The following is a 22,436-nucleotide window of genomic DNA, read 5'->3' on the forward strand; positions in this document are numbered from 1 at the left end:
CCTGCCCACCGGCCAAGGCGCCGGCACCGCCGAGGACGCTCTCGACACCGCCTGCGGCCTCTACCTCGCAGACCCGACCGCGTGGGGCTGAACCCCCGACGAACTAACGCCGACGACCACTAGCGGTAGTTCACGAACTGCAGGGCGATCCCGAAGTCCTCGTTCTTGAGCAGCGAGATGACGGCCTGCAGGTCGTCCCGCTTCTTGCTGCTCACCCGCAGTTCCTCGCCCTGGATCTGTGCCTTGACGCCCTTGGGGCCTTCGTCGCGGATCTTCTTCGAGATCTTCTTCGCGTTCTCGCTGCTGATGCCCTGGACCAGGGTGCCGCTGAGCTTGTAGATCTTGCCGGACTGCGCGGGCTCGCCGGCGTCGAACGCCTTGAGCGAGATGTCCCGGCGGATCAACTTCTCCTTGAAGACGTCGAGCGCGGCCGTCAGACGCTCCTCGGTCTCGGCGGTCAGCGTGATGGACTCCTCGCCGGACCACTCGATGCTCGCACCGGTGTTGCGGAAGTCGAACCGGGTGCCGAGCTCCTTCTCAGCCTGATGCAGAGCGTTGTCCACCTCTTGACGGTCGACTTTGCTCACCACGTCGAAGGACGAATCAGCCACTGCACACTCCCAATTCACTAGCGGACGGACCCGCCGCGGACAGCGGCGGTCGAGGTCGACGCTATCGGTTCGCAACCGCCCGTATCCACCCGGTTTGCGTTTCGGGGGGTGCTTCGTTGTATTCTTCGATACGCATCAGGGCGCTGCGGCGCCGTGAGTGCGAACCAGGCAGATTGCCCGAGCGGCCAATGGGAGCGGACTGTAAATCCGTCGGCTTATGCCTACGTAGGTTCGAATCCTACATCTGCCACACAGTTCAGCCCCGGTCCGGAAACGGACCGGGGCTGAACTGCTTTCCGGGCCCGGTGGCCTTCGCCCCGACTTCGCGACTGCAGGAGGGCCCGCTACCTGACGTCCCGCGACCGGTGCCGGCGGCCCCGGTGCGATGTCGGTGGGGTTCCAACGCGGCCCGGACGTCGGCAGACCCCGGTCGATGCGCCGATATACCGGATCTGACCAGGCAATTTGTATCTGGTGCGAAGGTCTGTGTAATCTTCTGGAGGCTTCGGCGAGCAGAGATGCCCAGCGAAGCCACGCCCCCTTAGCTCAGTCGGCAGAGCGTTTCCATGGTAAGGAAAAGGTCGACGGTTCGATTCCGTCAGGGGGCTCGCTGGATTGTGGTGTCGCCTGTTCCACGCGACACTCGACACCGAGGCGGTGTAGCTCAGTTGGTAGAGCAAACGACTCATAATCGTTGTGTCGCCGGTTCAAGTCCGGCCATCGCTACACAAGACGAATGATCCACCCTGATCACTCTTTGATCAGATTCACGCGAAAGAAGGCATCCCCGTGGCCTCCTCGACTGACGTTCGGCCGAAGATCACCCTGGCCTGCGAGGTGTGCAAGCACCGCAACTACATCACCAAGAAGAACCGCCGCAACGATCCCGATCGGCTCGAGCTGAAGAAGTTCTGCCCGAACTGCGGATCTCACCAGGCGCACCGCGAGTCCAAGTAAGTTCTTCACGGAGTCGATGCGCGCGCGTTAGGTTCGCTGTCACACTGCCCTAACGGAAGCGTCAACAGGGCAGGGGTGTTTCGTTGTGACGGAAACAGTCGTGAGAGAGACCGACGCGGTGCTCGATCCCGCCGCTCATGCGGCCGCGATGGTCGGACATCACTACCGTGTGACCGACTTCTACGAGATCGGCCGGGAGAAGGTCCGCGAGTACGCTCGTGCGGTCCTGGACAATCACCCCGCCCATCACGACGAGGACGCGGCGAAGAGTCTCGGCTACGACGGTCTGATCGCACCGCTGACCTTCGTTTCCATCGTGGGGATGCTCGCGCAGCGCAAGCTGTTCGAGGAGATCGTCACCGGTTACGACCTCAGCCAGATCATGCAGACCGACCAGCGGTTGGTGTTCCATCGACCCCTGCAGGCCGGCGACCGACTGATCTGCGACGTCTACCTGGAGTCGTTCCGTCAGGTGGCGGGCAGTGACATCATCGTCACCAAGAACGTCATCTCCGATGTGAACGGTGAACTGGTGCAGACCACTTGGACGACGCTGGTTGCGCGTTCCGGGGGTGAAGTGGACGAGAACATCGCCCACGCGGTCAAGGATGTGATGATGCATGCCGCTCCGTAGGTTCGAGGACGTCGCTGTCGGCGATGAACTGCCTGAGCGTGTCGTCACTCTGACCCGTGGCAATCTCGTCAACTATGCCGGCGTGTCGGGCGATCCCAACCCGATCCACTGGAGCGACCATGTGGCCCGACTGGCCGGCTTGCCGGACGTCGTCGCACACGGGATGCTCACGATGGGTCTGGGCGGCGGGTTCGTCTCGTCCTGGCTCGGCGATCCGGGTGCCGTGACCGAATACAACGTTCGGTTCACCAGTCCGGTGTACGTGGCGGCCGACAAGGCTGCCGAAGTGGAGTTCACCGGCAAGATCAAGTCGGTGGACGCCGAAAGCAAGACCGCAGTAGTCGCGATCGTGGCGCGGTCCGAGGGTCGGAAGATCTTCGGACGGGCCACCGCAACGGTCCGTTTGGCCTGATGGCCTTGCGGATTGGGTTTGATCCGGGCATTGAAGTACACTAGAGTTTCTGTGGTTACTCAGGAGCTGCGCGCTGCCCTGTGAGGGTGGCGCGCATGTCATGTGAACACAGACAGGTCGATCGACTCGATCGGTCGGCCAAAGGGGCGTAGCTCAACTGGCAGAGCAGCGGTCTCCAAAACCGCAGGTTGCAGGTTCAAGTCCTGTCGCCCCTGCATCCGGATCGGCCAGCGACTGAGAGGAACGACGGTGAGCGAGGAGCGCGGTAAGCCCGACGACAGCGTTGCCGGGTCTTCGGACTCCACACCTGTCGACGATTCGGTCGTTTCCGATCAGGACGCCCAGGTTCCTGCTGAAGAGAGCCCCACGAGCGTGGCCCCAGCAGGCAAGCCCAGCGGCAAGCGCGGTGCACGTCGCACCGGAACCACCGAGCTGGCGTCTCCGGCGGTCGCAGCGTCGTCCGTGAAGACGACGAAGTCCGGCGGCAAGGCTGCCGCCAAGGCGGGCAAGGCCGGCACCGAGAACATCTTCATGCGGCTGCGCCGCTTCCTGCGGGAAGTGATCGCCGAGCTCCGTAAGGTCATCTGGCCCAATCGTAAGCAGATGATCACCTACACCAGCGTGGTGCTCGTGTTCGTGGCCTTCATGGTGACGTTCGTCAGCGTCCTCGATCTCGGCTTCGCCCAGGGCGTCACCTGGTTGTTCGGCTAATCCGGGGACGCCCGTCGGCGTTCCCGAACGATGTGATTGACGAGAGGAAGAGTGCCTCCAGTGAGCACCCCCGAGAACGACTCTGACAAGGCCCTGGCCGAGGAGCGCGTTTCGGCCGAGGCGGTAACCGAAGACGGTGTGTCTGCCGACGTGACGGCCGACGACGACACCGCCGGCGAGGTTGTCGAGGACGGTGCCGTGGAAGAGCAGGCTCCCGAGGCTGCGGATATCGTCGCCGAGGAAGAGGTCGACCCCGTCGCGGAGTTCAAGGCGGCGCTGCGTCGTGCCCCCGGCGACTGGTACGTCATCCACTCGTACGCCGGTTACGAGAACAAGGTGAAGACCAACCTCGAGACCCGCGTCCAGAACCTCGACGTCGGCGACTACATCTTCCAGGTGGAGGTTCCCACCGAAGAGGTCACCGAGATTAAGAACGGCCAGCGCAAGCAGGTCAATCGGAAGATCCTGCCGGGCTACATCCTGGTGCGTATGGAACTCAACGACGAGTCGTGGGGCGCGGTGCGCAACACGCCGGGCGTCACCGGGTTCGTCGGCGCCACGGGCCGGCCGTCGCCGCTGACGCTGAACGAGGTCGTCAAGTTCCTGATGCCGCAGGAGGGCCAGAAGAAGCCGGCCGCTTCCGCTGCAGCCGCAGGCGGCAGTGCCGCGTCGGCCACCGCCAAGCCCGCCATCGAGGTCGACTTCGAGGTCGGCGAGTCGGTCACCGTCATGGACGGTCCGTTCGCGACCCTGCCGGCGAGCATCAGTGAGGTCAACGCCGAGCAGCAGAAGCTCAAGGTGCTGGTCTCGATCTTCGGTCGTGAGACCCCGGTCGAGCTGTCGTTCAACCAGGTCCAGAAGATCTAGTTCGTCCCACGGCGTCCGTCACGGGCGCCCGGCCGGGACACACACACACTTGCACGCAGTACGGCAAGAAACACACCCCGTAAGAACAAGGAACGAAGATGCCCCCCAAGAAGAAGAAGCTCGCAGGGCTCATCAAGCTTCAGATCCAGGCTGGTCAGGCCAACCCTGCCCCGCCCGTGGGTCCGGCGCTCGGTCAGCACGGCGTCAACATCATGGAGTTCTGCAAGGCTTACAACGCGGCGACTGAGTCTCAGCGCGGCAACGTGATCCCGGTCGAGATCTCCGTCTACGAAGACCGGACCTTCGACTTCAAGCTGAAGACCCCGCCGGCCGCCAAGCTGCTGCTCAAGGCTGCTGGTGTCCAGAAGGGCTCCGGCGAGCCGCACAAGACCAAGGTTGCGACCGTGACCATGGATCAGGTGCGCGAGATCGCGAAGACCAAGCAGGAAGACCTCAACGCGAACGACATCGACGCGGCCGCGAAGATCATCGCCGGCACCGCGCGTTCGATGGGTATCACCGTCGAGGGCTGAGCTCAGCGAAGCCCGCATGTAAGCAGTGGGTGATTCCTAGTGGGAGGGCCTGCCAGGCCCGTAACCACAACTGAACCATTCACCCGGGACGATCGTTCCAGGGTGAGAATGTAAGGACAGAAGAAATGGCAAAGCGCAGCAAGGCGTACCTCGCCGCCGCTGAGAAGATCGATGCGGACAGCCTCTACAGCCCCCTGCAGGCTGCGAAGCTGGCCAAGGAGACGTCGTCGAGCAAGATGGATTCGACCGTCGAGGTTGCCGTCCGGCTGGGCGTCGACCCCCGCAAGGCGGACCAGATGGTCCGCGGCACGGTCAACCTGCCGCACGGCACGGGTAAGACCGCGCGCGTCGTCGTGTTCGCCGTCGGCGAGAAGGCCGCCGAGGCCGAGGCCGCCGGTGCCGACGTCGTGGGTGCCGAGGACCTGATCGAGCGCATCCAGGGCGGTTGGACCGACTTCGACGCCGCGATCGCCACCCCGGACCAGATGGCCAAGGTCGGCCGCATCGCGCGTGTCCTCGGACCGCGTGGCCTGATGCCGAACCCGAAGACCGGCACGGTCACCCCGGATGTCGCGAAGGCTGTTGCGGACATCAAGGGCGGCAAGATCAACTTTCGCGTCGACAAGCAGGCCAACCTGCACTTCGTGATCGGTAAGGCGTCGTTCGACGAGGCCAAGCTGGTCGAGAACTACGGCGCCGCGCTCGACGAGATCCTGCGTGCGAAGCCGTCGTCGGCCAAGGGCCGCTACGTCAAGAAGGTCACGGTTTCGACCACCTCCGGACCGGGCATCCCGGTGGATCCGAACCGTACCCGCAACCTCCTCGAGGACGGCGAGTAAATCGCGTCACCACGCGATCTGATCGACTCCGAAGGCCGGCACAGAGTGTTCTGTGCCGGCCTTCGGCGTATCCGGGTGGCGGTCGGCGGACGTGACGGTCGCCACGATCCGACGTCCCGGGCCGGATCGGTTTTGCTTCACGGCATCGGGTCCGTTACGCTGCTCGATGGAGTTCGGTGCTAGATGCGAATTCCGCCCCGAAAATGTTCTACCCAAGACCGTTGGTCACCGATCCAGTCTGGAATCGGTTGAAGGTCCGGGATTGCCCGGCGGCCCACGCAGGAGGACGAGGTGGGGGATGCTTGTCTGCGTCCGATTTCGATCGGCCGGTCGGTTTCCTCGTGTACGCCCCGTGTGCCCTGCACCGGGGCGTTTTGCATGTCACGGCCCGAAGTGGAACAACGACTGTCACGAGAGGAGGCGAAGTATGGCAAAGCCTGAGAAGGTTTCCGCGGTTGCGGAGATCACCGAACAGTTCAAGGAGTCGTCTGCCGCAGTCATCACGGAATACCGTGGTCTGTCGGTCACGAGTCTGACGCAACTGCGACGCGCTCTCGGAGAGGGTGCCACCTACTCCGTCGCCAAGAACACCCTGGTCAAGCGCGCCGCTGCTGAAGCGGGCGTCGAGGGCCTTGACGACCTGTTCGTCGGACCGACCGCCATTGCATTCATCAAGGGCGAGCCGGTCGACGCTGCGAAGGCCATGAAGGCTTTCGCGAAGGACAACAAGGCGCTTGTCATCAAGGGCGGCTACATGGACGGCGCTGCGCTGTCCGTGGATCAGGTCAACAAGATCGCGGACCTCGAGTCCCGCGAGGTTCTGTTGGCCAAGCTTGCCGGCGCGATGAAGGGCAACTTGGCAAAGGCCGCCGGCCTGTTCAACGCTCCCGCTTCGCAGGTGGCCCGTCTGGCCGCCGCGCTGCAGGAGAAGAAGGCTGCGGAAGGTGGGGCCGCCGAGGCTCCCGCCGACGCCGCTGCCGAATAGCTGATCCGCACCTGCGCATCACAACCATCACCACCTGTCCGGTCGCGGATCGGCGACAGGGACTTTAGAGAAGGGACGCCATCATGGCGAAGCTCACCACCGAAGAGTTGCTGGACCAGTTCAAGGAGCTGACCCTGCTCGAGCTCTCGGAGTTCGTGAAGGCTTTCGAGGAGACCTTCGAGGTCACCGCTGCTGCTCCGGTCGCCGTCGCCGTTGCCGGCGCTCCGGCTGCCGCTGAGGCTGCCGAGGAGCAGGACGAGTTCGACGTCATCATCGAGTCGGCCGGCGACAAGAAGATCCAGGTCATCAAGGTCGTCCGTGAGGTCGTCGCGGGCCTGGGCCTGAAGGAAGCCAAGGACCTCGTCGAGGGCGCTCCGAAGGCGATCCTGGAGAAGGTTGCCAAGGAGGCCGCCGAGGCCGCCAAGGAGAAGCTCGAGGCTGCCGGCGCGAAGATCACCCTCAAGTAAGAGGTTGCTGCGCGCTGCTTCCTGACGAAGCATCGAGAAGAGGGCCGTCCCCGTTCGGGGGCGGCCCTCTTCGGCTTCCGAGACTGTTCGAGGGCGTCCGTGGGGTGACGGGACCGTTGTGTGCGGGTCGCGAGGCGTGATAGGCAAGTCGGAGTGATCACGATCGTCGTATTGCCATTTTTCCTTACTCGCAAGTAAGGTTTGAAGTTACGCGTAACACTTCAATGCGATAGAGTGACCCAACCCACAGCGGACTCGACGTTGGGGGAGATGTGCCCGACGCAGGAGGTAAAGGTGGGAGTCGAGGTAGCAGTCGAGGGACTTACGAAGTCTTTCGGCTCTCAGAAGATCTGGCAGGACGTGACGCTCACGCTGCCGTCCGGCGAGGTCAGCGCCCTGCTCGGTCCGTCCGGTACCGGTAAGTCGGTGTTCCTGAAGTCCCTGATCGGTCTGCTCCGGCCCGAAGAGGGTTCGATCGTCATCGACGGCACCGACATCCTGCAGTGCTCCTCCAAAGAGTTGTACGAGATCCGCAAGCTGTTCGGTGTCCTGTTCCAGGACGGCGCGCTGTTCGGCTCGATGAACCTCTACGACAACGTGGCGTTCCCGCTGCGCGAGCACACCAAGAAGCCCGAGTCCGAGATCCGCAGGATCGTGATGGAGAAGCTCGAGCTCAACGGTCTCGTCGGAGCGGAGAACAAGCTCCCCGGCGAGATCTCCGGCGGTATGCGCAAGCGTGCCGGCCTCGCGCGGGCACTCGTGCTGGACCCGCAGATCATCCTCGTCGACGAGCCGGACTCGGGCCTGGATCCGGTCCGCACCACGTATCTCAGCCAGTTGCTGATCGACATCAACGCGCAGATCGACGCCACGATCCTGATCGTGACGCACAACATCAACCTCGCCCGGACGGTGCCGGACAACCTGGGCATGCTGTTCCGTAAGCAGCTCGTCATGTTCGGTCCCCGCGAGGTGCTGCTCACCAGCGACGAGCCCGTCGTCCACCAGTTCCTCAACGGCAGCAAGATCGGGCCGATCGGCATGTCGGAGGAGAAGGACGACGCGCAGATGGCGCACGAGCAGGCGCTCGTCGACGCCGGCCACCACCACGGCGGCACCGACGACGTCTACGGTGTCGTCCCGCAGATGCTGGCAACCCCGGGCCTGCCGGAGCGGCAGGCCGTCGGCCGTCGTCAGGCGCGCGTCCGGGAGATCCTGCACACGCTGCCGTACGACGCGCAGAAGGCCATCCTCGAGAGTCTCGACGGGGATCAGGCGACGCAGGTCATTCCCACGTACGACGACGGGGGATTCGGGCAGTCCACCATCGAGCGCGGTTAGGGGACCGCGCATGGGGGGCACTCGTACTTCGATGATGAAGCCGGTCACCGGGGCGTTGACGCAGGCCGGCAACATCGTCCAGCTGTTCGTCGACGTCGTCCGGAACACGTTCAAGCGCCCGTTCCAGTTCAAGGAATTCATCGAGCAGGCGTGGTTCATCGCGAGCGTGACGATCCTGCCGACGGCGCTCGTCGCGATCCCGTTCGGCGCGGTCGTGTCGTTGCAGACCGGTTCGTTGATCAAGCAGTTGGGTGCCGAGGCGTTCACGGGTGCCGCCAGTGTGCTGGCGGTGATCCAACAGGGCAGTCCGATCGTGACGGCGTTGCTCATCGCGGGTGCCGCGGGTTCCGCGGTCACCGCCGATCTCGGGTCACGGACCATCCGTGAGGAGATCGACGCGATGGAGGTGCTCGGCATCAACCCGATCCAGCGTCTCGTCGTCCCGCGGGTGCTCGCGATGGTGCTGGTGGCGGTGCTCCTCAACGGTTTGGTGTCGGTCGTCGGTATCGCGGGCGGCTACTTCTTCAACGTGATCCTGCAGGGCGGTACGCCCGGTGCGTACCTGGCGTCGTTCTCGGCGCTCGCCCAGCTGCCGGACCTGTACATCGCGGAGGTCAAGGCCGCCGTCTTCGGTGTCATCGCCGGTGTCATCGCGTCCTACAAGGGACTCACCCCCAAGGGCGGCCCGAAGGGTGTCGGCGAGGCGGTGAACCAGGCCGTCGTCATCACGTTCCTGGTGCTGTTCTTCGCGAACCTGATCCTGACGATGGTCTACCTCCAGATCGTCCCGGCGAAGGGGGCATGAGCCGATGACGATCGCACGAGGTCGCGGTGACCTGGCATTGATGCGGGCACGCCGCTGGGCGCGCAAACCGCTCGACGTGCTCGACAATGCCGGCGAGCAGATGTCGTTCTACTCGCGGGCCATCGCCTGGACGCCGCGTACGCTGCGCCGCTACCGCAAGGAGTTGCTGCGACTGCTCGCCGAGGTGACCTTCGGCAGTGGCGCGCTCGCGGTGATCGGCGGCACCATCGGCGTGATCGTGATGATGTCCGGTTTCACCGGCGTCGTCGTCGGCCTGCAGGGCTTCGCGGCCCTCGACCAGTTGGGCAGTTCGGTGCTGACCGGCTTCCTGTCCGCGTACGTCAACACCCGTGAGATCGCGCCGATCGTGGCGGCGCTGGCCCTGTCCGCGACGGTGGGCTGTGGGTTCACCGCGCAACTCGGTGCCATGCGGATCTCGGAGGAGATCGATGCTCTCGAGGTGATGGCCGTGCCGAGTGTGCCGTTCCTCGTGACCACCCGCATGATCGCCGGTTTCATCGCGGTGATCCCGCTGTACATCGTGGGTCTGCTCGCCGCCTACCTGGCCTCACGTGTCGTGAGTACCGTGTTCAACGGGCAGTCGACCGGATCGTACGACCATTACTTCAACCTGTTCCTGCCGCCGGTGGACGTGCTGTGGTCCTTCGGCAAGGTGCTGGTGTTCGCGTTCGTCCTCATCCTCATCCACTGCTATTACGGGTTCCACGCCCGCGGCGGGCCGGCCGGTGTCGGTGTCGCCGTCGGTCACGCCGTGCGGACCGCCATCGTCACCATCGCCGTCCTGGACTTCTTCCTGAGCCTCGCCATCTGGGGCACGACGACGACGGTGCGGGTGGCCGGATGATCGAGCACCCGTCGAAGCTGCGCCGCCGGATCCTGGGAATCGTGTTCTTCCTGGTCCTGGCACTGTTCCTGGGCGGCACCATCGCCAGCTACAACCAGGCGTTCACCTCGGTCGTCAAGGTGGATCTCGTGACCGACACCGTCGGTAACGCGCTGCCCCGCAACGCGGACGTCAAGGTACGCGGTCTGATCGTCGGTGAGGTGCGCTCGGCGGCCACCGCGGACGGCAAGGTCACGTCGGTCATGGCGATCCAACCGGACAAGGTGGATCTGATCCCGTCGAACACGACGGCACGGTTGCTGCCGAAGACGTTGTTCGGTGAGCGGTACGTCGATCTCGTGATGCCGGCGAACCCGAGTCCCAACCCGATCGTGGCCGGCGGCACCATCTACCAGGACAAGAGCGGCAATGCGGTCGAGCTCGGCAAGATGCTCGACGGTCTGCTGCCGCTGTTGCAGGCGATCCCGCCGGAGAGTCTGGCGTCGACGCTGGGTGCGCTGTCGCAGGCCCTCGACGGGCGGGGCGAGCAGATTGGCGTCACCCTCGATCAGCTCGACACGATCTTCGCGGGCGTGAACACGCGGATGCCGGACCTGAAGGCGGGTCTGCAGAGCTTCGCGACGTTCACCCAGACCTATTCGGATGCGGCGCCGCAGTTGATCGACGCGCTCGACGATCTGCGGACCACCAACGCCACGATCGTGCAGGAACGCACGTCGATCGACGCACTCATGGCGTCGGTGACCGCGACCGGGGCGAGCACAGCGGATCTGCTCACCACCAACCGGGATTCGCTCATCTCGATCGCCGCGGACTCGCGGGAGGCGCTCGGGATCCTGGCGCGGTTCTCGGGGACGTTCGGGTGCACGTTCGCGAACTTCGCCGACGTGATGAGGCGTTCCGGTGCGATCACCGGTGAGGGATCGGACATGCCCGGCGCCCGGGCGACGATCGAGTTGGTCAATCCGCGCGGGCGGTATCTGCCCAACCAGGACGAGCCGCGGTTGTTCGACACGCGTGGGCCGCGGTGCTACACGCCGCCGCCGCTGGGCACGGACATCGGTCAGTACCCGGGTGGAGCCATCCATGACGGTTCCTACCAGGTGCCGTCCCGTAATCCGGGTGACCAGACCATTTCGGATCTGCCGTCGCCGCAGTACTCGATGGTGCCGGCTGCGACGGCCCCGGTCTCGTACGTGGGTTCGCAGTTGGAGCAGGACACGCTCGCGGTCGTGTACGGCGAGGCCACGGGAATCGCTCCGCAGGATGTGCCGTCGTGGGCGGCGAAGATCGGTGCGCCCGCGCTCCGTGGAAACGAGGTGAGCATCAAGTGAGGCGACAGCTGCGAGGGGTGGCTGCCCCGCTGATCAAGTTGCTGATCTTCGCGGTCGTCACGATCCTGGCGACGGGGTTCCTGGCGCTCACGATCGCGAACACGACCTCGACCGGTGGCACGAAGTTCAGTGCCCGGTTCACCGATGTGACATCGCTCAACAACGGCGACGAGGTGCGTATCGCGGGTGTGCGGGTCGGTCAGGTGACGAACATCGAGATCGTCGACGACCGGGAGGCTCAGGTCGAGTTCGCGGTGACGGATCGGGACTGGCTGCCGGCCAGTACGACGGCGACGATCCGGTTCCGCAATCTCGTCGGGCAGCGGTACATCGCGCTCGAGCAGGGCACCGGGCAGCAGGGCTACAAGATGTCGGCGGGGGAGACGATCCCGCTCGATCGTACGAAGCCGGCGGTCAACCTGACGACGTTGTTCAACGGGTTCCGGCCGCTGTTCCAGACGTTGAGTGCGGACGATGTCAACAAGCTGTCGTATCAGATCGTCCAGGTGTTCCAGGGGGAGGGCGGAACCATCGAGGAGCTCGTGGCGAACACGGCGTCGCTGACGAACACGATCGCGGACAAGGACAAGGTGATCGGTGAACTCGTCACCAATCTGAACAAGGTCCTCGACACCGTCAACGCCCGGGACGAGCAGGTCGACCAGTTGATCGTCAACACGGAAAGACTGGTGAGTGGACTCGACGCCGATCGGGGGGTCATCGGGCAGTCGGTGCAGTCGCTGTCGGAGTTGACCAGCGCGACCGCCGATCTGCTGGTGCCGACACGGCCGTCGATCCAGGGGTCGATCGCCGGGTTGAACACGCTCGCCGGTCACATCAACGATCGGTCCGACGACGTGAACCAGGTGCTCGCGAATCTGCCGGTGAAGATGGCGAAGCTGGGGCGGGCCGGTAGTTACGGTTCGTGGTTCCAGTTCTATCTGTGTGGCATCGACGTCGTCGCCGGGCCGGGTAGTGCCCCGCAGCTGAATCTGCCGTCGAATCTGCCGACGGTGAATCAGCCGATCTACACGAACACGGCTACCCGGTGCTACGCGGACGGTGTGCGATGACGAACAAGCGCAGCCCGGCCGCCACCGGTGCCCTCGGCATCGTCGTGGTTCTGCTGGCGACCATGTCGGCGTTCTTCCTCGACAGCCTGCCGATCGTCGGGGCCGCCAACCGGTACACCGCCGAGTTCTCGGAGGCGGCCGGTCTCAAGTCCGGCAACGAGGTGCGTGTCGCGGGCGTGAAGGTCGGCAAGGTGACCGGTGTGGGCCTCGACGGCGATCGGGTTCTGGTGACGTTCCAGACGAAGGATGCGTGGGTCGGGGACCAGACGACGGCGTCGATCCAGATCAAGACGATCCTCGGGCAGAAGTATCTGTCCCTCGATCCGCGGGGTACCGAGGTGCTCGCCCCGGGGGTGCGGATTCCGTTGGAGCGGACCACGTCGCCGTACGACGTCATCGACGCGTTCAGTGATGCCGCGACCACGCTCGAGGAGATCGATACCACCCAGTTGGCGTCGAGCTTCGAGGTGCTGTCCCAGGCGTTCGAGGGCACACCGGACGAGATCCGGGCGTCGCTCGACGGTGTCGCGCGGCTGTCGGAGACGGTGGCGAAACGGGACCAGGAGTTGAAGCATCTGTTCGGGGCGACCAAGCAGACGTCGCAGATTCTCGCGGACCGCAGCGAGCAGTTCGAGAAGATCCTCGCGAACGGTGGCACGCTGCTGGCGGAACTCAATACCCGGCAGGAGGCGATCGCGCAGCTGCTCACCAGCACCCAGACGTTGTCACGGGAATTGGCGGGCCTGGTGGCGGACAACGAAGCGCAGATCACGCCGGCGTTGACGCAGCTGCAGGGTGTCATCGACATCCTCAACGAGAACCAGCAGAACCTGGACAAGGCGCTCGAGTACGCGGCGCCGTTCTACCGGATCTACGCGAACGTTCTCGGCAACGGCCGCTGGTTCGACACGGTCGTGACGAACCTGCTTCCGCCCGGGCTGCCGGACGTTCCGGGTGAGCGTGAGCCCTTCCGCACCCTGGGGGGTAACTGATGAGTGATACACGAGGCGGCGGTCGTCGCCGGTGGATTCCGGTGGCCCTGATCGCGGTGGTGGCCGTGGTTGCGGCGGGTGCGGGGTGGTGGCTGTTCCAGAACGCCGGCACCACGAAGATCACCGCGTACTTCGACAAGTCGGTCGGCATCTATTCGGGGTCCGACGTGCGGGTTCTGGGTGTGAAGGTCGGTCGGGTCGACTCGGTCGAGCCGCAGGGCGAGCAGGTGCAGGTGACGATGACGGTGGAGCGGGGTGTCGACATTCCTGCCGACGCGAAGGCCGCGCAGGTCACGCCGTCGGTGGTGTCGGATCGCTACATCCAGCTCACTCCCGCGTACACCGGGGGCGAGAAGATGGCGTCGGATGCGGAGATCCCGCGGGAGCGCACCGCGACCCCGGTCGAGGTGGACCAGTTGTACGCGAGTGTCACCGAACTGTCGCAGGCGTTGGGGCCGGACGGCGCCAACAAGGACGGTGCCCTGTCGAATCTCGTCGACAGTGCGGCCGCGAACCTCGACGGCAACGGTGACGCGCTCGGGAACACGTTCTCGAAGCTCTCGGATGCCGCCCGGACCCTGTCGGATTCGCGGACGGACATCTTCGACACGATCAAGAACCTGCAGGTGTTCGTGAGTGCGTTGGCGGCCAACGACACGCAGGTGCGTCAGTTCAACACGCAGCTCGCGGATCTGAGCGGTTTCCTGGCGGGGGAGAAGGACAATCTGGGGCTCGCGCTGAACCAGTTGTCGCTCGCGCTCGGGGACGTGGCCCGGTTCGTGGAGAACAATCGGGAACTGCTCGGACGCAACATCGACGGATTGACGACGGTCACGCAGACCGTCGCGAACCGGCGGGACGAACTCGCGGAGTCGCTGGTGACGATCCCGTTGGCGCTGAGCAACCTGGTGAACGCGCACGATGCGGAGTCCGGCACGCTGCAGATGCGTGTCGACCTGCCCGATCTGCAGGATCCGCTCGGGCTCGGCTGCAAGCTCATCGACGTCGCGAAGCTGATGCCGGGTGATCCGCGGTTCGAGGCGCTGGGCCGGCAGATGCGGCCGGTGATCGACAACTGCAAGATGATCACCGATCAGATGACGGCCGGGGTGAAGAATCCGTCGCTGAATCTGCCGTTGGGCATTCTCAGTGGCGACAATCTGCAGCGGGGCACGGTTCCGGGCACGGTTCCGGGCACGCCGTCGCCGCGGTTGGGGGGGACGCCGTGAGGACGGTGAAGGTGCGGTCCGCGGCGGTCGCTGCGGGGGTGTGCGCGGTGGCGTTGACGGCGAGCGCGTGCGGGTCGGGCGGGATCTACTCGATTCCTCTGCCCGGTGGTGCCGATGTCGGCAGCGATCCGATGCGGGTGTCGATCCAGTTCGACGACGTCCTGGATCTGGTGCCGCAGTCGACCGTGAAGGTCGACGGTGTCCCGGTCGGTCGTGTCGAGAGCATCGTGATGGCGCCGGACGGTTGGACCGCGCAGGTGGACACGCTGGTGAACAGTTCGGTGGAGTTGCCGGCGAACGCGGTCGCGGAGGTGCAGCAGTCCAATCTGCTGGGTGAGAAGTTTGTCGCGATCTCGGCGCCGACGCAGAAGCCGTCGTCGGAGCGGTTGGTGAGCGGCGCGACGATTCCGGTGGACCGCACCCGGCACGCGACGGACATCGAGCAGGTGCTCGGCGCGATGTCGCTGCTGCTCAACGGCGGCGGTGTCGCGCAGTTGCAGCCGATCGTCTCGGAACTGGAGAAGGCGCTCGACGGCCGCGAGACCAAGGTGCGGAGTCTGCTCGAACAGGCGAACACGCTCATCGCGGGTCTCGAGGAGCAGAGGGATTCGATCACGCGGGCGCTCGACGGTCTCGACACGCTCAGCGCGAGGGTCTCCGACCAGACGGGCAAACTCGAGAAGATCCTCGACGAACTACCGCGGGGTGTGGAGATCCTGTCCGAGCAGCGACCGCAGCTCGTGCAGATGCTCACGCAGGTGGATCGGCTGGGTCAGGTGGGTGCCGATGTCATCAACCGGTCGAAGGACGATCTGATCGCGGATCTGCGGGCGCTGCGGCCCACGCTGCAGCAGTTGGGGGAGGCCGCGCCGGACCTGATCACGTCGTTGCCGATCGTGCCGACGTTCCCGTTCCCGGATTCGATCATCCCGTCGATCCACGGCGGGCAGACCAACGTGTTCCTGTCGATCGATCTGCAGATCGGGGACACGCTGTCGAATCTGGGTGTCGGCAAGCCGGATCCGGTGTATCTGCCCCCGAAGTTCGGTCCGCCGGTGCCGGTGGATCCGAGCAACCCGTACTACAACGGCAACGGGCCGAGGCCGGGGTGGCCGACGGTGTCGCTGCTGCCGCTGCCTCCGATCGTTCCGAATCCGGTTCCGGAGCCGGGCACGGCGGCGGTGTCCGCGAAGGCGAAGGCGCAGCCCAATCCGTTCGATGCGTTCCTGAACCAGCTGGGGGTGGGTGAGTAGTGGTCTCGCGTCTGGCCAGGTGGCAGTTGGTGGCGTTCATCGTCGTCGCGGTGCTGGGAATCGGTTACGTCGGCGCCAAGTACGTGCGGCTCGATTCGCTGCTCGGGTTCGGGGAGTACCGGGTGGATGTCGAACTCGCGCATTCGGGTGGCATCTTCACGAACGCCGAGGTGACGTATCGCGGTGTTCCGGTCGGCCGGGTCGGCGACCTGGCACTCACCGAGAACGGGGTGTCGGTTGCGTTGATGATCGACAACGGTGCCCCGCCGATTCCTGCATCGGCGCGGGCCGTGGTGGCGAACCGGTCGGCGATCGGTGAGCAGTACGTCGATCTGCAACCGGACACCGATCAGGGTCCGTTCCTGGCCGAGGGTTCGGTGATCGCCGAACCCGACACCGCGACCCCGGTCCCGGTGGAGGACCTGATCGGCAGCGTCGACAAGCTGGCCCGCTCGGTCCCGGTGGATTCGTTGCACACCGCGGTCGTCGAACTGGGCAAGGCGTTCACCGGCAAGGGGGAGGATCTGCAGGTTCTGGTGGATTCGCTGGGCCGGTTCACGGAGACGGCGACGGAGGCGCTGCCGCAGACCCTCACGTTCATCTCCGACGGCCGTACCGCACTCGACACCCAGGCGAACCAGTCGGGTGCGATCCGGGAGTTCAGTGACGGGTTGCTGCAGGTGGCCGCGCAGTTGAAGTCGAGCGATCCGGATGTGCGCCGGCTGATCGGCACCGGCAAGGAGGCCACCGACACGGTCGGCAAGCTGGTCGCCGACAGTGGGAGCGCGCTCACCACGGATCTGACGAACCTGGCGACGACGCTGCGGACGGTCGGCCCGCGGTCGATCGCGTTGCAGCCGTTCCTGCAGTTCCTGCCGGCGCTGTCGGCGGGTGCGTCGGCTGTGGCTCCGGGTGACGGCACGATCCACTTCGGTCTGGTGCTCGAGACGAACAATCCGTCGCCGTGCACCCGGGGTTACGAGAGCACGTACGAGATCCTGGCGCAGATGAAGGCGCAGAACCCGGACTTCGACGACACGGTCGACGATTTCCCGTTCAACACGAACGTGCGGTGTGCGACCGAGCCGGGTAATCCGACGGGTGTGCGCAGTGCGGAGCGGATCGTCTACGCCGACCCGCAGGTGCCTCAGCCGTGGGACAGCACCCCGAAGGTCGATCCCGACAAACTGAACCTCAATCCGATCGCCGGCCAGCTCGCGACCCTCATGGGTGTCACGCCGGTCCGGTAGCGTTTCGGTATCACCTCGTTACCTGAGAGTAAGGTTGCCGTGTGACGGACACCACGACCAAGAACGACAAGGCCCTCGTCGCGGCGACTGCCGTGGCAGCCGTGCTGCTGCTGTCCGCGTTGGTGGCGGCGGTGGTGTTCGGCGCAGGTTGGGGACGGGCCGCGATCGTGGACAAGCCCCGTGCGGACGCCCGCGAGTCGGCGCTGTCGGATGCCCGGCAGGCGGCGATCAACCTGAACTCGTTCGATGCGGAGAACCTGGACGGGTCGTTCGCGAACATCGAGTCGTCGATCACCGGTGATCTCACCGGGGATCTGGCGTCGACCCGGGACCAGTTGACGGAGCAGACGCGGCAGACCGGTGCCCGTAGTTCCGCGGAGGTGATCGGCGCGACGCTGACATCGCTCGACACCGATGCCGGCACCGCCGATGCGCTCGTCGTTCTCGCCACCACCACGGCGTGGCCGAACGATTCCTCGCGCAAGGTGCGGGTGACGATGCGGTTGACGATGGTCGAGGGCGACGACGGCGTCTGGCGGGCGGCGAAGTCGGTGAACCTCGGCAATGCGGCGGTGCTCGACGAGACCCCGGCGCCCGCACCGGCCGCGCATCCGGACGCGGAGGCGGCGTCGCCGTCGTCCGACGCCGACGGCCAGTAGCGTCGGACAGCTTTCGAAGGAGTATGTGCAGTGCCCCCGATTCGCCGTACCACCAGGCCGAACGCGTCGTCGTTGCGGCGTCCGAAGATTGCAGGTAGCGCGACCCGTCCGGGACCGGATGTCACCGTGCCCGGAGAGTCGGACGTGGCCGAGTCGGCCGGTGCCGCGGTGACGCTCGTGAAGGACCGAGAACCGGCGATCGATCCGGTGACGATCCCGGACACCGCCGAAACCGGGGCGCGGTCCCGGCTGTCGTGGAAGCTGGTCGCGGGTACGGGTGCCGCGGCGCTGGTGCTGGCGGGGTTCGCGGGTGTGGCGGCGTGGCGTCCGGGTGCGCAGGTGAGCAATACCGCGTATGTCGACGTATCGGGGACTGCGCAGGTCACCGAGGCTGTCCGCGGCGCGTTGGAGACGCTGTACGCGTACGCGCCGGATTCGATCGGCGAGTATCCGGACCGGGCGCGGGGTGTGCTGACGGAGTCGATGCGGGCGGAGTTCGACAAGACTGTCGATCCGACGGTGTCGGCGGTCGAGCAGATGGGGACGCGTACGTCGGTTCAGGTGAGCGACATCGGGGTGAAGGTGCTCGACGGCGATCGGGCCGAGTTGATCGTGAACATGACCGTCAGTGCCGAGTCGAACGGGGTCGCGCAGGACAGTGCGTCGGGCCCGTTGATCGTCCAGATGGAAAAAGTGGACGGCGTGTGGCTATTGTCGGATATCGCGGATCAGTAGTCGGGTGCGTGGCAGGTCGGTCAGCGCCTCCTGTCTCCCGGCACACGGACTCTCCGGCTTGACGGGGCGATGATCACGCGTCACTCTATCCGTGAACATTCGCGCGGGGGTTCCGCGCGCGGCGCCTGCTGTGGGTGCTCTTTCTGCGACCCGACTCGACATCTCTCGAGATTGGGTGTAATTTTGGACGTTGCGCTGGCTGCCTCCTGTCCACCTCTCGACCTCACTGCGGTGAAGTGACTCGCTTCCTGCTTCCGTGGCGAGAATTCGTTCGGGTTGTGACCAGCGAATTCGCCCCACATGAAGAAGCAGATACAGCGGCGGTCGCACCTGCACGAGCGGCCCGCGTGAGGTGCTGGAAGGACGCATCTTGGCAGTCTCTAGCCAGACCAAGGCAGTTGCCGGAATCCCCGGAGCCCCCCGAAGGGTGTCATTCGCGAAGATTCGCGAGCCCCTCGAGGTCCCAGGGCTCCTCGATCTACAGACCGATTCGTTCGAATGGTTGGTTGGTTCACAGGCCTGGCGCGAGCGCGCGGCCGCACGTGGTGACGGCGCCGTCATGGGTGGTCTCGACGAGGTCCTGGCCGAGCTCTCTCCCATCGAGGATTTCTCGGGCTCGATGTCCCTGTCCTTCTCGGACCCGCGCTTCGACGAGGTCAAGGCCTCGACTGACGAGTGCAAAGACAAGGACATGACGTACGCGGCGCCGCTGTTCGTCACCGCCGAGTTCATCAACAACAACACCGGTGAGATCAAGAGCCAGACGGTCTTCATGGGTGATTTCCCGATGATGACCGACAAGGGCACGTTCATCATCAACGGCACCGAGCGTGTCGTGGTGTCGCAGTTGGTGCGTTCGCCGGGCGTGTACTTCGACGACACGATCGACAAGAGCACCGAGAAGACGCTGCACAGCGTCAAGGTCATCCCGGGTCGCGGTGCGTGGCTCGAGTTCGATGTCGACAAGCGTGACACCGTCGGTGTGCGTATCGACCGCAAGCGCCGTCAGCCGGTCACCGTGCTGCTCAAGGCGCTGGGGTGGACCACCGAGCAGATCACCGAGCGTTTCGGGTTCTCCGAGATCATGATGTCGACGTTGGAGAAGGACTCGACGGCCGGCACCGACGAGGCGCTGCTCGACATCTACCGCAAGCTGCGTCCGGGCGAGCCGCCGACGAAGGAGTCGGCGCAGACCCTGCTGGAGAACCTGTTCTTCAAGGACAAGCGTTACGACCTGGCTCGTGTCGGCCGTTACAAGCTGAACAAGAAGCTGGGCCTGAACTTCGGGCTGCCGATCGAGGCGTCGACCCTCACCGAGGAAGACATCGTCGCGACGATCGAGTACCTGGTGCACCTGCATGCGGGTGACACCGAGATGACCGCTCCGGGCGGCGTCGAGGTGCCGGTCGAGGTCGACGACATCGACCACTTCGGTAACCGTCGTCTGCGTACGGTCGGCGAGCTGATCCAGAACCAGATCCGTGTGGGCCTGTCCCGTATGGAGCGTGTGGTCCGTGAGCGCATGACGACGCAGGACGTCGAGGCGATCACCCCGCAGACGCTGATCAACATCCGTCCGGTCGTGGCTGCGATCAAGGAGTTCTTCGGAACGTCGCAGCTGTCGCAGTTCATGGACCAGAACAACCCGCTGTCGGGTCTGACGCACAAGCGTCGTCTGTCGGCGCTGGGCCCGGGTGGTCTGTCGCGTGAGCGTGCCGGCCTCGAGGTCCGTGACGTCCACCCGTCGCACTACGGCCGTATGTGCCCGATCGAGACTCCGGAAGGCCCGAACATCGGCCTGATCGGTTCGCTGTCGGTGTACGCGCGGGTCAACCCGTTCGGCTTCATCGAGACCCCGTACCGCAAGGTCGAGAACGGTGTCATCACCGATCAGGTCGACTACCTGACCGCTGACGAGGAGGACCGGTACGTCGTCGCGCAGGCCAATTCGCCTGTCGACACGAGCGGTCACTTCGTCGAGGATCGCGTCCTGGTCCGCCGTAAGGGCGGCGACGCTGAGCTGGTCTCCGGGTCCGAGGTCGACTACATGGACGTCTCGCCGCGCCAGATGGTGTCGGTCGCGACCGCGATGATTCCGTTCCTCGAGCACGACGACGCCAACCGTGCCCTGATGGGTGCGAACATGCAGCGTCAGGCGGTGCCGCTGGTCCGCAGTGAGGCTCCGCTGGTCGGTACCGGCATGGAGTTGCGTGCCGCGGTCGACGCCGGTGACGTCATCGTCACCGAGAAGAGCGGTGTCGTCGAGGAGGTCTCCTCCGACTACGTCACCGTCATGGCCGACGATGCGAGCCGCAAGACGTACCGTCTGCGCAAGTTCGCGCGCTCGAACCAGGGCACGTGCGCCAACCAGCGTCCGATCGTGGACGAGGGTCAGCGGGTCGAGGCCGGTCAGGTCCTGGCCGACGGCCCCTGCACCGAGAACGGTGAGATGGCGCTCGGCAAGAACCTGCTCGTGGCGATCATGCCGTGGGAGGGCCACAACTACGAGGACGCGATCATCCTGTCGCAGCGCCTCGTGGAGGAGGACGTGCTCACCTCGATCCACATCGAGGAGCACGAGATCGACGCCCGCGACACCAAGCTCGGTGCCGAGGAGATCACTCGGGACATCCCGAACGTCTCGGACGAGGTCCTCGCGGATCTCGACGAGCGCGGCATCATCCGTATCGGTGCCGAGGTCCGCGACGGCGACATCCTGGTCGGCAAGGTCACCCCGAAGGGTGAGACGGAGCTGACTCCGGAGGAGCGGCTGCTGCGCGCGATCTTCGGTGAGAAGGCCCGCGAGGTCCGCGACACCTCTCTGAAGGTGCCGCACGGCGAGTCCGGCAAGGTCATCGGCATCCGCGTGTTCTCGCGTGACGACGACGACGATCTGCCTCCGGGTGTCAACGAGTTGGTCCGCGTCTACGTTGCCCAGAAGCGCAAGATCCAGGACGGCGACAAGCTCGCCGGCCGCCACGGCAACAAGGGTGTCATCGGCAAGATCCTCCCGCAGGAGGACATGCCGTTCCTGCCCGACGGCACTCCGGTCGACATCATCCTGAACACGCACGGTGTTCCGCGTCGTATGAACATCGGTCAGGTTCTCGAGACGCACCTCGGTTGGGTCGGCAAGGCCGGCTGGAACGTGCAGATCGCGGCCGACGGTTCGCGCCCGGACTGGGCGGAGACGCTGCCCGAGGAGATGCTGTCCGCTCCGGTGAACTCGAACATCGCCACGCCGGTGTTCGACGGTGCCAAGGAGGACGAGCTCACCGGTCTGCTCGGTTCGACGCTGCCGAACCGTGACGGTGAGCGGATGGTCGGTCCGGACGGCAAGGCGACGCTGTTCGACGGTCGTTCCGGCGAGCCGTTCCCGTACCCGGTGTCGGTCGGCTACATGTACATCATCAAGCTGCACCACTTGGTCGACGACAAGATCCACGCGCGTTCGACGGGTCCGTACTCGATGATCACCCAGCAGCCGCTCGGCGGTAAGGCCCAGTTCGGTGGCCAGCGCTTCGGTGAGATGGAGTGCTGGGCGATGCAGGCGTACGGCGCTGCCTACACGCTGCAGGAGCTGCTCACCATCAAGTCGGACGACGTCGTCGGCCGCGTGAAGGTGTACGAGGCGATCGTCAAGGGCGAGAACATCCCCGAGCCGGGCATCCCGGAGTCCTTCAAGGTGCTCCTCAAGGAGCTCCAGTCGCTGTGCCTGAACGTGGAGGTGCTGTCGTCGGACGGCGCCGCCATCGCGATGGCCGACGGTGACGACGAGGACCTCGAGCGTGCCGCCGCGAACCTGGGCATCAACCTGTCCCGGAACGAGGCCGCGACCGTGGACGATCTCGCGAACTAGGTTTCCGGTCCCCGGGGCCGTGCTG

General features: G+C 65.2%; 22 protein-coding genes and 4 tRNA genes. 25 read left to right on the top strand and 1 reads right to left on the bottom strand.

What is annotated here, in order from left to right; translation table 11 throughout:
- Window positions 1–119: 119 nt before the first annotated feature.
- The gene (locus E0497_RS11230) at window positions 120–611 is read right to left on the bottom strand and encodes a YajQ family cyclic di-GMP-binding protein (protein WP_137724890.1); all 492 of its coding nucleotides are present in this window, start codon (window positions 609–611) and stop codon (window positions 120–122) included.
- Between the two features lie 167 nt (window positions 612–778).
- Between E0497_RS11230 and E0497_RS11235 the strand changes: the two genes are divergently transcribed.
- The 25 genes from E0497_RS11235 to rpoB all read left to right on the top strand — a co-directional run bounded on the left by E0497_RS11235 (window position 779) and on the right by rpoB (window position 22,411).
- Window positions 779–861: transfer RNA gene (locus tag E0497_RS11235), tRNA-Tyr, on the top strand.
- Between the two features lie 285 nt (window positions 862–1,146).
- Window positions 1,147–1,219, top strand: a tRNA-Thr gene (locus E0497_RS11240).
- A gap of 45 nt (window positions 1,220–1,264) precedes the next feature.
- A tRNA-Met gene (locus tag E0497_RS11245) sits at window positions 1,265–1,337 on the top strand.
- Between the two features lie 63 nt (window positions 1,338–1,400).
- Window positions 1,401–1,568 carry a 50S ribosomal protein L33 gene (gene rpmG / locus E0497_RS11250; RefSeq protein WP_068156180.1) on the top strand — a complete coding sequence of 56 codons (168 nt, stop codon included), beginning with the start codon at window positions 1,401–1,403 and terminating at the stop codon, window positions 1,566–1,568.
- A gap of 148 nt (window positions 1,569–1,716) precedes the next feature.
- Window positions 1,717–2,202, top strand: a complete 486-nt coding sequence (gene hadA, locus E0497_RS11255) for a (3R)-hydroxyacyl-ACP dehydratase subunit HadA (protein WP_421958337.1) — start codon at window positions 1,717–1,719, stop codon at window positions 2,200–2,202.
- The gene (hadB, locus tag E0497_RS11260; RefSeq protein ID WP_137724892.1) at window positions 2,189–2,614 is read left to right on the top strand and encodes a (3R)-hydroxyacyl-ACP dehydratase subunit HadB; all 426 of its coding nucleotides are present in this window, start codon (window positions 2,189–2,191) and stop codon (window positions 2,612–2,614) included. The genes hadA and hadB overlap by 14 nt, the downstream gene beginning before the upstream one ends.
- 142 nt (window positions 2,615–2,756) lie before the next feature.
- Window positions 2,757–2,829 (top strand) — tRNA-Trp (locus tag E0497_RS11265).
- 34 nt (window positions 2,830–2,863) lie between these two features.
- Window positions 2,864–3,325, top strand: coding sequence for a preprotein translocase subunit SecE (gene secE, locus E0497_RS11270; RefSeq protein WP_161987409.1), 462 nt, complete (start codon window positions 2,864–2,866; stop codon window positions 3,323–3,325).
- A gap of 60 nt (window positions 3,326–3,385) precedes the next feature.
- A complete protein-coding gene (nusG, locus tag E0497_RS11275; protein WP_137724894.1) occupies window positions 3,386–4,192 on the top strand; it encodes a transcription termination/antitermination protein NusG in 807 nt (268 codons plus the stop codon).
- Between the two features lie 98 nt (window positions 4,193–4,290).
- Entirely contained in the window at window positions 4,291–4,725 is a 435-nt protein-coding gene (gene rplK / locus E0497_RS11280; RefSeq protein ID WP_031937663.1) for a 50S ribosomal protein L11, read from the top strand.
- Between the two features lie 125 nt (window positions 4,726–4,850).
- Window positions 4,851–5,564: a 50S ribosomal protein L1 gene (rplA, locus tag E0497_RS11285; protein WP_137724895.1), complete on the top strand. Its 714-nt coding sequence runs from the start codon at window positions 4,851–4,853 to the stop codon at window positions 5,562–5,564.
- Between the two features lie 427 nt (window positions 5,565–5,991).
- Window positions 5,992–6,549 (top strand): 50S ribosomal protein L10, encoded by a 558-nt coding sequence (gene rplJ, locus E0497_RS11290; protein ID WP_137724896.1) that lies wholly within the window; start codon window positions 5,992–5,994, stop codon window positions 6,547–6,549.
- 83 nt (window positions 6,550–6,632) lie between these two features.
- Complete coding sequence (gene rplL / locus E0497_RS11295) at window positions 6,633–7,016, top strand: 50S ribosomal protein L7/L12 (RefSeq protein ID WP_137724897.1); 384 nt, start codon at window positions 6,633–6,635, stop codon at window positions 7,014–7,016.
- A gap of 270 nt (window positions 7,017–7,286) precedes the next feature.
- Window positions 7,287–8,357: an ABC transporter ATP-binding protein gene (locus E0497_RS11300; protein ID WP_137724975.1), complete on the top strand. Its 1,071-nt coding sequence runs from the start codon at window positions 7,287–7,289 to the stop codon at window positions 8,355–8,357.
- Window positions 8,358–8,367: 10 nt separating this feature from the next.
- A complete protein-coding gene (locus E0497_RS11305) occupies window positions 8,368–9,162 on the top strand; it encodes an MlaE family ABC transporter permease (RefSeq protein ID WP_137724898.1) in 795 nt (264 codons plus the stop codon).
- 4 nt (window positions 9,163–9,166) lie between these two features.
- Window positions 9,167–10,027, top strand: coding sequence for an MlaE family ABC transporter permease (locus E0497_RS11310; RefSeq protein WP_137724899.1), 861 nt, complete (start codon window positions 9,167–9,169; stop codon window positions 10,025–10,027).
- Window positions 10,024–11,361 (top strand): MCE family protein, encoded by a 1,338-nt coding sequence (locus E0497_RS11315; RefSeq protein ID WP_137724900.1) that lies wholly within the window; start codon window positions 10,024–10,026, stop codon window positions 11,359–11,361. The genes E0497_RS11310 and E0497_RS11315 overlap by 4 nt, the downstream gene beginning before the upstream one ends.
- A gap of 8 nt (window positions 11,362–11,369) precedes the next feature.
- Entirely contained in the window at window positions 11,370–12,434 is a 1,065-nt protein-coding gene (locus tag E0497_RS11320; RefSeq protein ID WP_137724976.1) for an MCE family protein, read from the top strand.
- A complete protein-coding gene (locus E0497_RS11325) occupies window positions 12,431–13,426 on the top strand; it encodes an MCE family protein (protein WP_137724901.1) in 996 nt (331 codons plus the stop codon). The genes E0497_RS11320 and E0497_RS11325 overlap by 4 nt, the downstream gene beginning before the upstream one ends.
- Window positions 13,426–14,655, top strand: coding sequence for an MCE family protein (locus E0497_RS11330; RefSeq protein WP_137724902.1), 1,230 nt, complete (start codon window positions 13,426–13,428; stop codon window positions 14,653–14,655). Before E0497_RS11325 ends, E0497_RS11330 begins: the two co-directional genes overlap by 1 nt.
- Window positions 14,652–15,908 (top strand): MCE family protein, encoded by a 1,257-nt coding sequence (locus tag E0497_RS11335; RefSeq protein ID WP_137724903.1) that lies wholly within the window; start codon window positions 14,652–14,654, stop codon window positions 15,906–15,908. The genes E0497_RS11330 and E0497_RS11335 overlap by 4 nt, the downstream gene beginning before the upstream one ends.
- The gene (locus E0497_RS11340) at window positions 15,908–17,158 is read left to right on the top strand and encodes an MCE family protein (protein WP_137724904.1); all 1,251 of its coding nucleotides are present in this window, start codon (window positions 15,908–15,910) and stop codon (window positions 17,156–17,158) included. The genes E0497_RS11335 and E0497_RS11340 overlap by 1 nt, the downstream gene beginning before the upstream one ends.
- A 41-nt stretch (window positions 17,159–17,199) precedes the next feature.
- Window positions 17,200–17,817, top strand: a complete 618-nt coding sequence (locus E0497_RS11345; protein WP_421958336.1) for a mammalian cell entry protein — start codon at window positions 17,200–17,202, stop codon at window positions 17,815–17,817.
- A 126-nt stretch (window positions 17,818–17,943) separates the two neighbouring features.
- Complete coding sequence (locus E0497_RS11350; protein WP_241665839.1) at window positions 17,944–18,552, top strand: mammalian cell entry protein; 609 nt, start codon at window positions 17,944–17,946, stop codon at window positions 18,550–18,552.
- 352 nt (window positions 18,553–18,904) lie between these two features.
- Window positions 18,905–22,411 (top strand): DNA-directed RNA polymerase subunit beta, encoded by a 3,507-nt coding sequence (gene rpoB, locus E0497_RS11355; RefSeq protein WP_137724906.1) that lies wholly within the window; start codon window positions 18,905–18,907, stop codon window positions 22,409–22,411.
- The last annotated feature ends 25 nt before the right edge of the window (window positions 22,412–22,436 follow it).

Origin of the sequence: Prescottella subtropica (assembly GCF_005434945.1) — a bacterium.
In the GTDB taxonomy this organism is placed as follows: domain Bacteria; phylum Actinomycetota; class Actinomycetes; order Mycobacteriales; family Mycobacteriaceae; genus Prescottella; species Prescottella subtropica.

Excerpts from the sequence above, each read along its gene's own strand:
- E0497_RS11300 (WP_137724975.1), top strand. The coding sequence starts at position 7,287 with ATGTGCCCGACGCAGGAGGTAAAGGTGGGAGTCGAGGTAGCAGTCGAG.
- rplJ (WP_137724896.1), top strand. The coding sequence starts at position 5,992 with ATGGCAAAGCCTGAGAAGGTTTCCGCGGTTGCGGAGATCACCGAACAG.
- rplA (WP_137724895.1), top strand. The coding sequence starts at position 4,851 with ATGGCAAAGCGCAGCAAGGCGTACCTCGCCGCCGCTGAGAAGATCGAT.
- hadA (WP_421958337.1), top strand. The coding sequence starts at position 1,717 with ATGGTCGGACATCACTACCGTGTGACCGACTTCTACGAGATCGGCCGG.
- rplK (WP_031937663.1), top strand. The coding sequence starts at position 4,291 with ATGCCCCCCAAGAAGAAGAAGCTCGCAGGGCTCATCAAGCTTCAGATC.
- E0497_RS11330 (WP_137724902.1), top strand. The coding sequence starts at position 13,426 with ATGAGTGATACACGAGGCGGCGGTCGTCGCCGGTGGATTCCGGTGGCC.
- E0497_RS11315 (WP_137724900.1), top strand. The coding sequence starts at position 10,024 with ATGATCGAGCACCCGTCGAAGCTGCGCCGCCGGATCCTGGGAATCGTG.
- hadB (WP_137724892.1), top strand. The coding sequence starts at position 2,189 with ATGCCGCTCCGTAGGTTCGAGGACGTCGCTGTCGGCGATGAACTGCCT.
- E0497_RS11310 (WP_137724899.1), top strand. The coding sequence starts at position 9,167 with ATGACGATCGCACGAGGTCGCGGTGACCTGGCATTGATGCGGGCACGC.
- E0497_RS11325 (WP_137724901.1), top strand. The coding sequence starts at position 12,431 with ATGACGAACAAGCGCAGCCCGGCCGCCACCGGTGCCCTCGGCATCGTC.
- rplL (WP_137724897.1), top strand. The coding sequence starts at position 6,633 with ATGGCGAAGCTCACCACCGAAGAGTTGCTGGACCAGTTCAAGGAGCTG.
- E0497_RS11305 (WP_137724898.1), top strand. The coding sequence starts at position 8,368 with ATGGGGGGCACTCGTACTTCGATGATGAAGCCGGTCACCGGGGCGTTG.